Genomic DNA, 15323 nt, shown 5'->3' on the forward strand with positions numbered 1-15323 from the left:
AGGACGATTTTGCGCGCGGCTGTGAACGGTGTTGCGCTTTCCTCAGCGCACGCGGGCGATCGCAGCCGTACGAGGCTGTGGGACCGCGCCGGGATGGATGATCTCGGCCAGCGCCTCGATCCCGTCCACCAACCGCGGACCCGGGCGGACCATCAGGCCGTCACCGTCGATCGCCCAGACCTGGCATTCGGGCAGACGTTCCATGATCGATCGATCGTCGATGATCTTGACCGCCTGCTGGCAAGCGCCGTCCAGACCGAAGCCGCAGGGCGAGATGATCATGATCTCCGGCTCGGCCGCGACGACGTCGTCCCAGGTCATCGGCACCGAACGTTGCCGAGGGCGGCAGGCGACCGGCTCGCCACCGGCCGCAGTGACCATGTCCGGCATCCAGTGGCCCGCACCGAACAGCGGATCGATCCACTCCAGCACCGCGACCCGCGGCCGCGGCAGACCAGTCACCCGGTCCTCCACGGCTGCGATCCGACCACGCAATTCCATGATCAACTGATCAGCCCGCCCAGGCACCGAGGCGGCACGTCCGACGGCCCGGATCGACTCCAACACCTCGTCCAGCGAGTACGGATCGAGGGTGACGACCTCGGCGTCGCAGCCGAGTTGTGCGGCGGCATCGCGGACCGTCTCAGTGGGGACCGCGCAGACCCGGCACAGATCCTGGGTCAAGATCAACTCCGGTTGCAGTGTCGACAACGCACCGGCGTCCAGGGTGTAGAGATCTTCTCCGGCGGCCAGCCGGCGACGGACCACGCTGTCGATCTGTGCCTCAGACAACTCGGCCGTGCTCATCCCGCCGACGATGATCTGCTTGTCCTGCCGTGCGCGTGGTGGTTCGTCGCACTCGAACGTCACGCCGAGCAACTCGTCCTCCAGGCCGAGTGCGTAGGCGATCTCGGTGGCCGACGGTAGCAGCGAGACGATGCGCATGCACTGAGCTTAGAAACGTACGCGAGTGGGATGATCATCGGCATCGATTCGCCTTCGAGCGGGTGGGTCCGCAAGGTAGCCTGAGCCGTGTGAACGACCTGCCCATCTCGTCGAAATATCGGAGCACCCCGGATGCCGCGGTCTCCGCTGACGAGCGCGAGCAGTTGACCCGCCGGCTGAACGACGCCTTCGCCGCCGGACAGCTTGATCAGGACGATTATTCGGCCAAGCTCGACCGGCTTTTCTCCGCGCACAGGTTGGGGGAGTTGATCCCGGTGGTGGAAGGGCTGCCGGGGGCACAGTCCTATGCCGAGCCCGACGCCGTACGGCAATCGGGCCAGTCCGCGCCGGGCGAGCTGACCGCGGCGCGTTCCGGCAGTCGGCTCACGCTTGCCGTCATCGTCGCCATCGCCCTGGTGGTGATCATCATCGCGATCCTGCTGGCGATCATTCTGTAGTGCCGGCCTGTAGTGCCGGCCTGGTCTCGGGGGAGTTAGTCGATCCTAAGTTTCTTTGTGAACAAGCCCACACCGACCGAGTCGCAGGATCGGTTCAGCCGCGGTTAAGGTGAGGTTCGTGCCCCGGCAGATCATCACCGGTCAGAAGATCGCTGACCATGTCAAGCGTCTGGGTGACCTCTACCCGCCGATCCCGCTTGACACCGTGGACCGCACCGTCCACAACCCGGAGGCGGTGAAGCAGCGCTACGGACATGTGCTGGATTATCTGGCCCGGGTCGAGCTCGAGGTCGACCGCAACGTGCTCGAGTTGCTGGTGCTGCTGCCGGACGTGGACGAGACCAACCGGATGTTCTACGCCGACGTCTGGCAGCCGCAGGAGATCCAGCACGGTTTGATCTTGGACCGGCTGCAGCAGGATCTTGACATGCCCGCGGCCGAACCGCATCTGGAGGTGTCGTCCAAGATCAAATTGCTCGGTGCGCTGGCCCATTTCGAGCCGATCCAGAGCGTGGCCAAACTGCTCTACTACCTCACCGGCGCGAGCACCGAGCGTCAGGCCGTGCTGGCCTACAACCAGCTGAACGAGGGCCTGAACGAGATGGGGGAGCGGGCGATCGCGGAGACGATCATCCACCCGATCAAGCAGCAGGAACCGGGCCACTTCGCGTTCTACCAGATGTCGGCGACCGCGATGGTTCAGGCCGGAGAACTCAAACCCTGGCAGCTGTTTCTGGCCCGAGTGCTGCGGGAGAAGTCGTACGGCCTGGTCGGCACCAACGGCATGGACCGCTACAAGGCGGACATGGGTGCGGTGATCATGAACCTCGGGATGGAGGACGAGCTGGCCGACTACGCCCGCGAGATCGGCCGCGTCGAGTCCCGGTTGCTGTGGGCGAACAAGGAGGGCATGGAGGTTCCGACCTACATCCTCAAGGCACTCCATGAGAGTGTTGATCTCTATACCGAACGCGAGGCCCGCAAGGCCGGCTGATCGGCCCGAACTCGCGATCGCAACATCAATGACGATGTGGAGGGGCAGTCCGTGGGACGCAATCATGATCATTCATCGACCGCCGGTACAAGGCACAGCGGCGTCAGCCGGAGAGGCTTGATCGCCGGCGTCGGCGCAGGAGTCGCGGCAACTCCGTTCCTGGGTGGCGTCGCCGCAGCCGCCGAACCGGGCCACGGTCACGGCCGGCACGAGCGCGTCGTGCCCGGTGCCGACGCGGCCGCGGCGGACGGCTGGAAGCCGCTGACCGGGCAACGGCTCGGCGTCATCACCAATCCGACCGGCATCCTGGCCGGCAGCATGCGCAGCATCGTCGACGAGATGGTCGAGTCCGGTGCGGTCAACGTGGTCGCCGTCTTCGGTCCCGAACACGGCTTCCGCGGTACGGCGCAGGCCGGCGAGTCCGAGGGCACCTATGTCGACGAACGCACCGGCGTCACCGTCTACGACGCGTACGGAGCGAATGCCGACAAGTTCGCCGAGTTCTTCGCCGATGCCGACGTGGAGACGGTCATCTTCGACATCCAGGACGTCGGCGCCCGCTTCTACACCTACATCTGGACGATGTATCAGGCGATGGCCGCGGCGGTCCGCTCCGGCCTGGACTTCGTCGTGCTGGACCGGCCGAATCCCGTTGGCGGCAAGGCGAACGGGCCGATCATGACCGACGGCTACACCTCCGGCGTCGGCCTGGACAAGATCGTTCAGCAGCACGGGATGACGGTCGGTGAGCTGGCCCGATTCTTCGACGGAGAGTTCATGCCCCGTGTCGCCGGCGGCCGGCTGGACGACCGGCTCTCGGTGATCAAGGTTCGCGGCTGGATGCCGGATCAGCTGTTCGCCGAGACCGGCCTGCGCTGGGTGCTGCCGAGTCCGAACATGCCGACCCCGGACACCGCGCTGCTGTATCCCGGCACCTGTCTGTTCGAGGCGACCAACCTCTCCGAGGGTCGCGGCACCACCCGGCCGTTCGAGATCATCGGCGCTCCGTACGTCGACTATCACTGGGCCGCGCAGCTGAACAAGCGCGACCTGGCCGGGGTGTACTTCCGCGAGGCGTACTTCACCCCGACCTTCTCCAAGAATGCGAATGAGGTCTGCGGCGGGGTCCAGGTGCACCTCACCGACCCGCATCGGCTGGACGCCATCCGGGTGGCGACCGAGATGCTGGTCGCGCTGCGCGACCTTTACTCCGACTTCGCCTGGCGAACGTACGCGGCCGACGCCTACCCCGGCCAGTGGCTGGACAAGCTGACCGGCTCGGCCCGCTTCCGTACCCAGTTCGAGGCGGGTGCCGCAGCCGACGAGATCGTCGCCGGCTGGCGGACCGAGCTCGCCGCCTTCGACCGCCGCCGCCGGCCCTACCTGCTCTACCGGCGCTGAGGTTCGGTGACGGCCGGATAGCTGGGCAGGTCGATCTTGTCCTCGACGGCCATCGCCTTGGCCATCATCGAGGACACCGGCCGATGTCCGGCGATGACGGTCGCCAGTTCGGCGAGCTTCACCCCGTACCGCGTCTTCGGCATGCTCCAACTCGTGCTGCCTGGCGGCAACTGCTGCCCGGCGGCGATCTGCGGCGCCATCAGCGCTTCGTAGCTGCGCAGCGCCGACGCCAGGTCGGTGCCGGTGGTCAGCTCACCGGCCAGGATGTAGGCGCCGACCAACGCCAGCGCGGTGCCCTGGCCGCTGGACGGCGACGGGCAGTAGCCCGCGTCACCGAGCAGCACCACCCGGCCGCGGGACAGCTCCGGCATCTTGACTTGAGCGACGCTGTCGAAGTAGAGGTCGTCCGCCGACTCCAGCGCGGCCACCATGGCCGGCACGTGCCAGTCGGCTCCGGTGAAGCGCTTGATCAACATCTCCCGGCGGGCGTGCGGATCGTGACGATCCGGCACGACGCTGCCGGGCTGGTCGAGGAAGGTCATGATCGCGTGCGCCAGCGCCGGATCGTGGTCCGGCCGGATCATCGTCATCCGCCGCTCCGACAGCACGTGCGCCAGCGTCCAGCCGTCCAGCGGCTCGGGCGCCGGCATGGTGAAGTACGCGGTGTGCCCTCCGACCTGATGCACGTACGGGTCCTCCGGGCCCCAGATCAGCCGGCGGGTCGCCGAGTGCAGACCGTCCGCGGCGACAACCAGGTCGTAGCGCTCTGTCCGCCCATGCTCGAAGGAAACGCTGATGTGGTCGGTGTGCTCGTCCACGGAGGTGATCTTGTCGTTGAAGCGGAAGTCGACCCGATCCCGTACCGCCTCGTGCAGGATCTCGCTGATGTCACCACGGAAGATCTCCAGATCGGACACCGGGCCGTGGCCGCCGAACATGTCGATGCCCCAGCGGGCAAAGACCCGACCGCGTCCGTTGATGTAGGCGATCCCGTTCTGCGGCAGCCGGGCGTCCATGATGCGGTCGAACAGACCCATCCGTCGAACCGCCTCCTGCGAGTTGCCGCGCAGGTCGACGAGTTGGCCGGCGGTACGGATGCCCGCCGACCTCTCCACCACCGTCACCTGGACGCCGGACGCGGCCAGTTGATGTGCCAGGGCGGGACCGGCGATGCCGGCGCCGGAGATCAGGACGTTGTGAACCGGTTGATTGGACATGGACGGTCCCTTCCAGGAGGTCGGTTGTTCAAAAGGGTCGTCGATCAGCGGGTGATCGATCGAGCGCGCTGGGCTGTTGACCGGGATCATACACACGTCTTAGACGTTTGTCTCAAACGTTCGTCTAAAACGCGGTAGAGTCCCGGACATGGGAAACCGGGAGGCGCTCCTGGAGGGCGCACGCAAATGCCTGATGGAGAAGGGGTACGCGCACACCACGGCCCGCGACATCGCCGAGGCGGCCGGGGTCAGCCTGGCCGCGATCGGCTACCACTTCGGCGGCAAGGACGCGCTGATGACCGAGGTGATGATGGGCGCCGGCTCGCGGATCGGCGAGGTGTTGGAGCAGGCGATGCGTTCGGCCGCCAAGGAGAAGTCGCCGCTGCGTGCCTTCGTCAAGGCCTGGGATGCGACCATGCAGGACTTCCCGGATCGGCGCGAGGTGTTGCTGAGTCTGCAGGGCGTGGTGCAACTCGCGTTGTCCGCCGAGGTGGGGCAGGACATGCGGGCGGCCGATCGCAAGGCGCTGGACGATCTGGCCGACCTCTATCGCCAGGCCGATCCGGACGCCACCGACGCGGAATGCCGGGCGGTGGCCCGGTTGTTCTTCACCCTGCTGAACGGGGTTGCACTGCTCTGGCTGGTCGATCCGGAGTCGGTGCCCACCGGCGCCCAGCTCAGCGCCGCCGTCGGGGCCCTCGCCGGGTCCGCCGGCTGAACCCGTTCCCGCGCACCTACGGTGCTCCCGCGCAAGTTCGTACCTGCGCGGCAGCGCCGACGGTGCGCGGGAGCAGATCGTGACGTGCGAGGTCCGCGGATTTGGGTCCTCAGGCGGGTTGGCGTAAAGTCTGTCGTCGGCCACCTGTGTCGGTGGTTCGTTGTTTCCTGCTCACCCTTTGCGATTGAGAGTTTATGGCGAAAAAGGAAGGCGCCCTGGAGTTGGAGGGCACCGTGGTCGAGGCGCTGCCGAACGCGATGTTTCGCGTCGAGCTGAGCAACGGTCACAAGGTGTTGGCCACCATCAGCGGCAAGATGCGGCAGCACTACATCCGGATCCTGCCGGCTGACCGTGTTGTCGTGGAGCTTTCCGCCTACGACCTGACCCGCGGTCGGATCGTCTACCGGCACAAGTAAGCCCACCTGCGTACGAGGCCGCCGGGTCGTCGTACCAGGAACGTCCGGTTCGCCGGACACTGCACCACCACCACGCCCCTGAGTTCGTTCCGCGCCGCGCGCGGATTCGGACCGCGTCAGACAGAAAGTCACTGCGATGAAGGTCCAGCCGAGCGTCAAGCCGATCTGCGATAACTGCAAGGTCATCCGTCGGCACGGTCGGGTGATGGTGATCTGCAGCACGAACCCGCGGCACAAGCAGCGTCAGGGCTGACCCGGGTTGCTGGGGTCACCGGATCCCGCAAGCACAACTGAATATCCATAACGTGACGGCAAGGCCGGAAGGAATTCCGGTCACCACCCCCGGTCGGAGGCCGGGGCCCGGGAGTGCACCGGGGCGCCTCACGCGACGACCTCCGCGGGACCGGCCGGCAGCGCCGTACGGATCTCGTCAACAGACAAGGACACGCCAACCCATGGCACGTTTGATCGGTGTCGACCTGCCGCGCGACAAGCGCCTCGAGGTCGCCCTCACCTACATCTACGGCATCGGCCGTACCCGCGCTACCGAGACCCTGGCCAATACCGGCGTCAGCGGCGATCTGCGCGTTCACGAAGTCACCGACGACCAGCTGATCACCTTGCGTGACTGGATCGAGGCGAACTACCAGACCGAGGGCGATCTTCGCCGTGAGGTCGCCGCCGACATCCGCCGCAAGGTCGAGATCGGCTCCTACCAGGGCCGCCGCCACCGCAGCGGTCTGCCGGTCCGCGGACAGCGGACCCGTACCAACGCCCGCAGCCGTAAGGGTGCGCGCAAGCCCGTCGCCGGCAAGAAGAAGGCCCGCTGACGCGGCCCGTGAACGCACAGGAGAACTGAACTTATGGCTACAGCAGGTCGCGGCGGCGCCAAGAAGGTGCGCCGCAAGGAAAAGAAGAACGTCGTCGCGGGTCACGCCCACATCAAGTCGACCTTCAACAACACTGTCATTTCGATCACCGATCCCACCGGCGCGGTGATCGCGTGGGCCTCCGCCGGCACCGTCGGCTTCAAGGGCTCCCGCAAGTCCACCCCGTACGCCGCCCAGATGGCTGCCGAGGCCGCCGGCCGTCGCGCCATGGAGCACGGCATGAAGCGGGTCGACGTGTTCGTGAAGGGTCCGGGTTCGGGCCGCGAGACCGCGATTCGTTCGCTCGGTGCGGTCGGGCTGGAGGTCGGTGCGATCTCCGACGTCACCCCGGTCCCGCACAACGGCTGCCGTCCGCCGAAGCGTCGTCGCGTCTAGTCGTCCGTCCCAACCTCGTTAAGGAAAGAACATGGCTCGCTACACCGGTCCTTTGACCAAGAAGTCGCGCCGGCTGGGCACGGACCTCGTCGGCAATGACAAGGCGTTCGAACGCCGCCCCTACCCGCCGGGCATGCACGGCCGCGGCCGGATCAAGGAGTCCGAGTACTCCCTTCAGCTGCGGGAGAAGCAGAAGATCCGCTACGCCTACGGCGTGCTGGAGAAGCAGCTGCGTCGCTACTACGAGCTGGCCTTCCGTCAGGACGGTCGTACCGGCGACAACCTGCTGCGTCTGCTCGAGACCCGGCTGGACAACGTGGTCTACCGCGCGGGCTTCGCTCGTACGCGGCGGCAGGCCCGCCAGCTGGTCGGCCACGGTCACTTCACCGTGAACGGCCAGAAGGTGACCGTTCCGTCGTACCAGGTCACCCAGTACGACATCATCGACGTCCGGGAGAAGTCGGCCAACCTGACCCCGATCGTGATCGCCAAGGAAACCCACGGCGAGCGCGTTGTTCCGGGCTGGATGGACGCCGACATCGACCGTGGCCGGATCCTGATCCACCAGCTCCCGGTCCGCGAGCAGATCACCGTCGACGTTCAAGAGCAGCTGATCGTCGAGTACTACTCGCGCGTCTAGTCCCACCGACTTGTCAGTCGCTGGTTTGCCTATAGCCAAACCAGCGACTGACAACTCTGAAACAAAATCCCTGAGTTCGCGTCATCAAATAGCGGTTGGCGCGGAAAGGAACGCAACATGCTCATCGCACAGCGTCCGACGCTGTCGGAAGAGGTCATCTCCGACTTCCGGTCCCGGTTCACCATCGAGCCGCTGGAGCCGGGCTTCGGCTACACCCTCGGCAACTCGCTGCGTCGCACCCTGCTGTCGTCCATCCCGGGCGCGGCCGTGACCAGCATCAAGATCGACGGCAACCTGCACGAGTTCTCCACCCTGGAGGGCGTCGTCGAGGATGTCACCGAGATCATCCTGAACCTGAAGGGCCTGGTCGTCTCCTCCGAGGAGGACGAGCCGGTCGTCATGTACCTGCGCAAGGCAGGCCCGGGTGCCGTGACCGCCGCCGACATCGCGCCGCCGGCCGGTGTCGAGGTGCACAACCCCGAGCTGCACATCGCCACCCTGAACGAGAACGGGCGGCTGGAGATGGAGCTGGTGGTCGAGCGCGGCCGCGGCTACGTGTCCTCGGTGCAGAACAAGACCGCCGACGCCGAGATCGGCCGGATCCCGGTCGACTCGATCTACTCGCCCGTGCTCAAGGTGACCTACAAGGTCGAGGCGACTCGTGTCGAGCAGCGCACCGACTTCGACAAGTTGATCTTGGACGTGGAGACCAAGAACGCGATCAAGCCGCGTGATGCGGTCGCGTCCGCCGGTCGTACCCTGGTCGAGCTGTTCGGCCTGGCCCGCGAGCTGAACGTCGAGGCCGAGGGCATCGAGATCGGCCCGTCCCCGATCGACGAGCAGCTGGCCGCAGACCTGGCGCTGCCGGTGGAGGACCTGAACCTGACCGTTCGGTCCTACAACTGCCTCAAGCGCGAGGGCATCCACACCGTCGGCGAGCTGGTGTCCCGCTCCGAGCAGGACCTGCTGGACATCCGGAACTTCGGCTCCAAGTCCATCGACGAGGTCAAGCTCAAGCTGCACGAGATGGGGCTGTCGCTGAAGGACAGTGCGCCCGGCTTCGATCCGCTGACCGCCATCGGCCGGTACGACGACGAGCCCGGTGACGACGGCGACATCGACTACGCCGAGACTGAACAGTACTGAGCCTCGGTCCAGTACTGATCCGCTAACAACCAACACGGAGAACGACACCAATGCCTACACCCACCAAGGGCGCTCGCCTGGGCGGCAGCGCGGCGCACGAGCGGCTGATCCTGGCCAACCTGGCCACCCAGCTGTTCGAGCACGGGCGGATCACCACCACCGAGGCGAAGGCCAAGCGGCTGCGTCCGGTCGCGGAGAAGTTGATCACCAAGGCCAAGCGGGGAGACCTGCATGCGCGCCGTCAGGTGATGCAGACCATCCGGGACAGGAGTGTGGTGCACTCGCTGTTCACCGAGATCGCTCCGACCTTCGCCGAGCGTGAGGGCGGCTACCTTCGGATCACCAAGGTCGGCCTGCGCAAGGGCGACCGGGCTCCGATGGCTGTCATCGAGCTCGTCACCGAGTCGGTCGAGGACTCCAAGAAGGCCAACGGCAGCTCGGCCGCTGCTGCTCCCGCCGCCGCTGCTCCTGCAGCCGCCGCGAGCGCTGCCTCTGCCGAATCGGCCGACAGCCCCGCATCTGCGGAGTCCCCGGAGAGCGCAGAGTCCCCGGAGAGCCCCGAGTCGCCGGCCTCGGCCGACGAGGTCGAGGACTCCGCCGACTCCGCTGACTCCGCTGCCGCCGAGGATTCGGAGAAGAAGCCCGAGGCCTGATCGGTCTCGAACCTTCGCGAACAAAAGCCCCCGCTCATTCGCTCCTGCGGCCCGTTTTCGGGTCGTACGGGGCAATGAGCGGGGGCTTTTGTTCGCCAGCACGTCCGAACCAGTCCCGGTCCGCCCTCCGCCGGCGTACGTTTTCCAGCCGGTGACCTGCGCGGGCCGGGTGCTGGATCAGCCGGCGTTGGTGGTGTCCTCGATCTGGCCGACGAGTTCCTCGATCACGTCCTCCAGGAAGATCACTCCGGTCACCGTGCCGCCGGCGGGCTCCGTACCGAGGGCGGCCGAGGTGGCCAGCGCCACGTGCGAGCTGTGCGACCGCATGGCCCGCAGGGCATCCTCGGCCTCGCTGTCCTGCGGCACCCTGATCAGCGGTCGGATCCGGTCGGCCGGGACCGGAGCGTGGGCATGTTTCGGATCCTCGAGATCGAGCACATCCTTCAGGTGTACGTAGCCGGTCAGGTCGCCGGCCGGGTCAGTGATCAGGTAGCGCGAGAAACCGCGGGACGCGACCAGCTGCTGTACGTCGGCCGGTGCTGCGCCGGCCGGCAGCGCGACCACCTGCTCGCGCGGCACGACCAGCGCAGCAACGGTCTTGGCGGTGAACTCCAGCGCCGCCGAGATCCGGCCGCCCTCGTCGGCGAGCGTGCCGGCCTCGGCCGATTGCCGGACGATGCTGGCCACCTCCTCCAGCGTGTAGGCGCTGGTCGCCTCGTCCTTCGGCTCGACACCGAACAGCTTGACGAACCCGTTGGCCGCCCAGTTCAGCGCGAAGATGATCGGCTTCACCAGCCGTCCGATGAACACCAGCGGCGGCGCGAGCAGCAACGCGGCTCGGTCCGGCACGGAGAAGGACAGATTCTTCGGAACCATCTCACCGAACACCACATGCAGGAAGGTGACCAGGGCCAGGGTGATCACGAAGCCGGCCACGTCGATCACCGACTCCGGCAGACCGATCGCCGAGAGCGGGATCTCCAGCAGATGGTGGATCGCCGGCTCGGACACGTTCAAGATCAACAGCGAACAGACGGTGATGCCGAGTTGAGTGGTGGCCAGCATCAGCGTGGCGTGTTCCATGGCCCACAAGGTGGTCCGGGCCGCTGCGCTGCCCTGCTCGGCGCGCGGTTCGATCTGCGAACGGCGCGCGGAGATCACCGCGAACTCGGCGCCGACGAAGTAGGCGTTGATCAACAACAACACCACCAGCGCGATCAGGCCGACGACATCGCTACTCACGACTGCACCTCCGAATCGGCCTGATCAACCGGTGGATCGGGCAGGTAACGCAGCCGGTCGATCCGGCGCTCGTCGACCGAGATCACCCGCAGCGTGCCGTGATCAATCCGCACCTCGTCCTCCGGTTCGGCGATCTTGCCGAGTTCACCGGTGACGAACCCGGCCACCGTCTCGTAGTCCGGACCCTCCGGTACGACCAGGCCGGACAGCGCCCGCAGTTCGTCCGGCCGCAGCGAAGCGTCGATGATCAGGTCGTCGCCGTCGGAGCTGACCCGGGGCGCTTCATGATCATGTTCGTCCGCGACGTCACCGATCAGTTCCTCGATCAGGTCTTCCAGGGTCACCATGCCCGCGGTGCCGCCGTACTCGTCGGCGACGATGGCTGACTGCAACGGTGCCCTGCGGAGCTGGGAAAGCAGGAGGTTGACACCGATGGTGTCCGGCACCTGCAGGGGAGTGCTCATCAGCCGGGTCACCCGGACCTGGCTGCGCTGACCGGGCTCGACCGCGTACGCGTGTTTGACGTGGATCAGTCCGATGATGTCGTCCACGTCGGCGCCGAGCACCGGGAACCGCGACATCCCGGTCTCCCGGGCCAGATCGACCACCGTCTGAGCCGAATCGGTACGGCGTACGGTTTCCATCCGCACCCGGGGCGTCATCACGTCCTCGGCGACGCGGTCGGCGAAACGCAGGGACCGGCCCAGCAGCACCGCCTGCTCGATCTCCAAGGTGCCCTCGACCGCGGAGCGTCGCACCAGTGAACTGAGCTCCTCGGCTGTCCGGGCACCGGACAACTCCTCCTGCGGTTCCACGCCGAGCGCGCGAACGACGGCGTTGGCGGTGCTGTTCAGCAGCACGACCAGGGGTTTGAACACGGTGGTGAACGCGGCCTGCAGCGGAACCACCAGCTTGGCGGTGCGGATCGGTACGGCGATGGCGAAGTTCTTCGGCACCAGTTCGCCGAACAGCATCGAGCCGAGGGTGGCGACCACGATGCCGATCACGCTGGCGATGACCGACACCGACGCCTGTGGCAGCGGGGTGGCCGACAGTGCGGGAGAGATCAGCGTGGCCAGTGCCGGCTCGAAGGTGAAGCCGGTCAGCAGGGTGGTCAAGGTGATGCCGAGCTGAGCGCCGGACAGGTGCGTGGAGGTGATCTTCAGCGCTTTGATGGTCGGACCGAGGCCACGTTCGCCGCGGCCCTGCCGGTCCTCCAGGTCACCGCGGTCGAGATTGACCAGAGCGAATTCCGAGGCGACGAAGACACCGGTGCCGAGCGTGAGCAGGACGCCCACCCCGACCATGATCCATTCGAAGGCCACGGCTCACCGCCTCGGCTCGGGCGGGGTGGCGATGGGGAGCCCCGCATGACGGGGCCCGGGACTTTGAGGGTTCGCAGGAGGAGGTTCGTCCATGATGTCGCGACATAGTAGCCGAACGATGCGACAGCTTCCCAGCTGACCACCGGCGCCGGCCGCGACCCGGTCAGTCGAACGGTTGTGGGGGCGGCGGGCCGATGTAGCGGGACGACGGCCGGATGATCTTGCTGTCGGCTGTCTGTTCGAGGATGTGTGCGGTCCAACCGATGACGCGCCCGGTGGCGAAGGTCGGGGTGAACATCTGCCGCGGGATGTCGCACAGCTCCATCACCACTCCGGCGTAGAACTCCACATTGGTACGCAGCGCACGGCCCGGTTTGAGTTCGTCCAGGATCGCGATCACGGACTCCTCGACCTTGATCGCGAAGTCGACCCGGGGACCGCCGAAGCCGCGAGCGATCTCCTTCAGCATGGCCGATCGTGGATCCTCGGTGCGATAGATCGCGTGTCCGAAGCCCATCATCCGCCGGCCCGAATTCACCGAATCCCTGACCCAGCCGTCGATCCGGTCCTCGGTACCGATCGCGTCCAGGGTGTCCAACGCGCGGCTCGGCGCGCCGCCGTGCAACGGTCCGGACAGCGAACCGAGGCCGCCGAGCACGCACGAACCAAGATCAGCACCGGTGGAGGCGATCACCCGCGAGGTGAAGGTGGACGCGTTGAATCCGTGATCAATGGTGGAGATCAGGTACGCGTTGATCGCGTGCCACTGGCATTGCTCCGGCTCACGGCCGGTCAGCATCCAGTAGTAGTTCGCGGCATGATCAAGATCATCTCTGGGGCCGATGATCTTGCCGCCGGCGCGGATTCGATGCAGGGCGGCGAGCAACACCGGCGTGATCGCGCCGACGGTGATCGCCGCCTTCCGGCGTTGCTGTTGATCTTGGTCGTAGAGCGGTGCGAATCCGTACGCGGCGCAGGCGAGCGCCAGTGCCACCCGCAAACCGGCCAGCGAGTCGGCGTGTGCGGTGGCGGCGGCGATAGCCGGCAACTCGGTCAGCACCGGCTGCGGCAGCACCCGGGCCGCCCGGGCCGTGCCGCTGAAGTCTGCTGCCTGCTCCGGAGTGGGCAGTTCGCCGTCGATCATCAACCGCCAGACATCCTCGAACGGCTTGCGGGTCGCCAACTCGACCGCCGAATACTGCCGATAGTGATAGAAGCCCTCGAGTCCGCGTACGTCGCCGAGCGCGGTCTCTGCCGCCACCACACCGGCCAGGCCCCGCGGCACATCGATCAGGCTGTCGTCCATCCGATCCCGCACTACCGGCTCCAGACCCTGAATGCTCGTTGCTGGCATGGTCGCCTCCTGGTGTCCCGTTTCGTCCAGAGTCATACTTGACCGACGCGCAAATCAATGTTGATCGGATCAATACAACTCAGCCTCTGGGTAGACATCCACGGAAAGAGCACGATGGCCGATCAAGCCCCAGCCCGACTCAGCGCCACCGAGACCGCGGCTCGACTCGGGGTCAAACCCGCAACCCTCTACGCGTACGTGTCCCGCGGACTGCTCGGCCGGGAACGGGGCGCGCACGGCTCGACCTTCGACCCGATCGAGGTCGAACGGTTCGCGGCATCCCGGCGGCGCAACGGTGCCGACAACCCGGCCGTGTTGATCAAGGACGGTCGTCCGGCCGGCGGTCCACTGATGACGATCGACACCGACATCGCGTTGATCGAGGACGACCAGCTCTACTATCGCGGCAAGCCGGCGGCCGACCTGGCCAGAACAGCGACCTTCGAGTCGGTCTGCAGCTGGCTCTGGACCGGGCACTGGGATCCGACGTCGACCTTCCGTCCGCTGCCCGGAGCGCCGGCTGCCGTTCGGCCGGTGCTGCGGGCGTTGCCGGCCGGCGTCGGTCCGGCCGATCGGATCCGGGTCGTGGTCCCGGTGCTGGCTGGCATCGACCCGCTTCGAGATGTGCTGGAGCCGGCCGGTGTCGCGCATCGGGCGGGTGGCTTGATCAGTACCGCGGCTGCGGTGATCGGTGCCGAAGTTGATCATGATCTGCCCCGGGCCCCGGTCCTTCGACAGCCTCGGCACCCTGGGGATGGGGCGGTTCATCGGGTTGCGTCGGCGGGGTCGGTGGCGGAGATGTTGGTGGCCGCGCTGTCACCGGGTGGCAGCGTTGATCATGATCAGTTGGTCCGGATCGTCAACGCCACACTGATCCTGCTGGTGGATCATGATCTTGCGGTGTCGACGCTGGCGGCCCGGGCGGCGGCCTCGGCCCGGGCCAACCCGTACGCGGTGGTGATCAGCGGTTTGGGCGCGCTGGATTCGGCGCTGCACGGCAACGCCAGCAGGGCCGCCCATCGGATGTTGACCGCGGTGGTTTCGGGTGAGCCGGCGCGTACGGTGGTCGCGAACAGGATCGCAACCGGTCGCGGCGGCGTACCCGGGTTCGGGCATCGGATCTACATCGAGGCCGACCCGCGCGCGGAACTGATCATGGAATCGCTGGCCGACCTGCCGGGCGCCGATTCGGCGCTGGCTGCCGCGGCAGCCGTGACCGAGGTCGTAGGTGATCATGGTGGTCCGTTCCGCAATGTTGATCTTGCTCTGGCCACGCTGGCGCTGGCTGCCGAGATGTCCGAGGAAGCCGGTGAGGTGATCTTCGCGCTGGCCAGGATCGGCGGCTGGATCGCTCACGCCATCGACGAGTATTCCCAACCACCGTTGCGATTGCGACCGGTAGGACGCTACATCGGCCCCTAGCCGGTCCGTCGACGTTACTCACGTGCCCGAGCGCTGATTCCGACCAGCAGACCGAACAACACAACGGCCAGCCACCGCCGGTCGGGGTGCCGCTGCTGGTGCGGCACGCCCGCGTCGTCCGGCTGAC

Annotated in this window: 17 protein-coding genes; 12 read left to right on the plus strand and 5 right to left on the minus strand. The window is 66.7% G+C overall.

The features are described from left to right. Nucleotides 1-42: 42 nt before the first annotated feature. A complete protein-coding gene (locus tag FOE78_RS06155; protein ID WP_143985514.1) occupies nt 43-945 on the minus strand; it encodes an ABC transporter substrate-binding protein in 903 nt (300 codons plus the stop codon). A gap of 89 nt (nt 946-1034) precedes the next feature. Here FOE78_RS06155 and FOE78_RS06160 point away from each other — a divergent pair, with 89 nt between their 5' ends. From FOE78_RS06160 to FOE78_RS06170, 3 genes are all read left to right on the plus strand, one after another. Further along, complete coding sequence (locus FOE78_RS06160) at nt 1035-1403, plus strand: DUF1707 SHOCT-like domain-containing protein (RefSeq protein ID WP_168207406.1); 369 nt, start codon at nt 1035-1037, stop codon at nt 1401-1403. Between the two features lie 118 nt (nt 1404-1521). Further along, a complete protein-coding gene (locus FOE78_RS06165; protein ID WP_143985516.1) occupies nt 1522-2397 on the plus strand; it encodes a GTP-binding protein LepA in 876 nt (291 codons plus the stop codon). 117 nt (nt 2398-2514) lie between these two features. Continuing rightward, a complete protein-coding gene (locus FOE78_RS06170; RefSeq protein WP_228266076.1) occupies nt 2515-3798 on the plus strand; it encodes an exo-beta-N-acetylmuramidase NamZ family protein in 1284 nt (427 codons plus the stop codon). Here FOE78_RS06170 and FOE78_RS06175 read toward each other — a convergent pair. After that, nucleotides 3786-5015, minus strand: a complete 1230-nt coding sequence (locus tag FOE78_RS06175; protein WP_168207407.1) for an FAD-dependent monooxygenase — start codon at nt 5013-5015, stop codon at nt 3786-3788. The genes FOE78_RS06170 and FOE78_RS06175 overlap by 13 nt on opposite strands. Before the next feature lie 148 nt (nt 5016-5163). On the opposite strand from FOE78_RS06175, the gene FOE78_RS06180 reads away from it, so the two are divergent. The 8 genes from FOE78_RS06180 (at nt 5164) to rplQ (ending at nt 9853) form a co-directional block, all read left to right on the plus strand. Beyond that, a complete protein-coding gene (locus FOE78_RS06180) occupies nt 5164-5733 on the plus strand; it encodes a TetR/AcrR family transcriptional regulator (RefSeq protein ID WP_143985519.1) in 570 nt (189 codons plus the stop codon). Between the two features lie 194 nt (nt 5734-5927). After that, complete coding sequence (gene infA / locus FOE78_RS06185) at nt 5928-6149, plus strand: translation initiation factor IF-1 (RefSeq protein ID WP_143985520.1); 222 nt, start codon at nt 5928-5930, stop codon at nt 6147-6149. Between the two features lie 136 nt (nt 6150-6285). Beyond that, a complete protein-coding gene (rpmJ, locus tag FOE78_RS06190; RefSeq protein ID WP_091526970.1) occupies nt 6286-6402 on the plus strand; it encodes a 50S ribosomal protein L36 in 117 nt (38 codons plus the stop codon). 202 nt (nt 6403-6604) lie between these two features. Continuing rightward, the gene (gene rpsM, locus FOE78_RS06195) at nt 6605-6979 is read left to right on the plus strand and encodes a 30S ribosomal protein S13 (RefSeq protein WP_143985521.1); all 375 of its coding nucleotides are present in this window, start codon (nt 6605-6607) and stop codon (nt 6977-6979) included. Between the two features lie 33 nt (nt 6980-7012). Beyond that, nucleotides 7013-7414 carry a 30S ribosomal protein S11 gene (gene rpsK, locus FOE78_RS06200; RefSeq protein WP_143985522.1) on the plus strand — a complete coding sequence of 134 codons (402 nt, stop codon included), beginning with the start codon at nt 7013-7015 and terminating at the stop codon, nt 7412-7414. A gap of 31 nt (nt 7415-7445) precedes the next feature. Further along, the gene (gene rpsD, locus FOE78_RS06205) at nt 7446-8054 is read left to right on the plus strand and encodes a 30S ribosomal protein S4 (RefSeq protein ID WP_143985523.1); all 609 of its coding nucleotides are present in this window, start codon (nt 7446-7448) and stop codon (nt 8052-8054) included. Between the two features lie 117 nt (nt 8055-8171). Next, on the plus strand, nt 8172-9200 hold the full coding sequence (locus FOE78_RS06210) for a DNA-directed RNA polymerase subunit alpha (protein WP_143985524.1): 1029 nt from the start codon (nt 8172-8174) through the stop codon (nt 9198-9200). Nucleotides 9201-9250: 50 nt separating this feature from the next. Further along, nucleotides 9251-9853 (plus strand): 50S ribosomal protein L17, encoded by a 603-nt coding sequence (gene rplQ, locus FOE78_RS06215; protein WP_143985525.1) that lies wholly within the window; start codon nt 9251-9253, stop codon nt 9851-9853. Nucleotides 9854-10030: 177 nt separating this feature from the next. Here the strand turns inward: rplQ and FOE78_RS06220 are convergent, their stop codons facing one another. The 3 genes from FOE78_RS06220 to FOE78_RS06230 form a co-directional block, all read right to left on the minus strand. Beyond that, nucleotides 10031-11095 (minus strand): hemolysin family protein, encoded by a 1065-nt coding sequence (locus tag FOE78_RS06220; protein WP_143985526.1) that lies wholly within the window; start codon nt 11093-11095, stop codon nt 10031-10033. Beyond that, the gene (locus FOE78_RS06225) at nt 11092-12420 is read right to left on the minus strand and encodes a hemolysin family protein (RefSeq protein WP_210414842.1); all 1329 of its coding nucleotides are present in this window, start codon (nt 12418-12420) and stop codon (nt 11092-11094) included. The genes FOE78_RS06220 and FOE78_RS06225 overlap by 4 nt, the downstream gene beginning before the upstream one ends. Before the next feature lie 163 nt (nt 12421-12583). Next, nucleotides 12584-13774: a citrate synthase gene (locus FOE78_RS06230; protein ID WP_228266077.1), complete on the minus strand. Its 1191-nt coding sequence runs from the start codon at nt 13772-13774 to the stop codon at nt 12584-12586. 114 nt (nt 13775-13888) lie between these two features. Between FOE78_RS06230 and FOE78_RS06235 the strand changes: the two genes are divergently transcribed. Continuing rightward, nucleotides 13889-15196: a citrate synthase gene (locus tag FOE78_RS06235; RefSeq protein WP_143985527.1), complete on the plus strand. Its 1308-nt coding sequence runs from the start codon at nt 13889-13891 to the stop codon at nt 15194-15196. The last annotated feature ends 127 nt before the right edge of the window (nt 15197-15323 follow it).

The sequence above is a fragment of the Microlunatus elymi genome (assembly GCF_007362775.1).
Taxonomy (GTDB): Bacteria; Actinomycetota; Actinomycetes; order Propionibacteriales; family Propionibacteriaceae; genus Microlunatus; species Microlunatus elymi.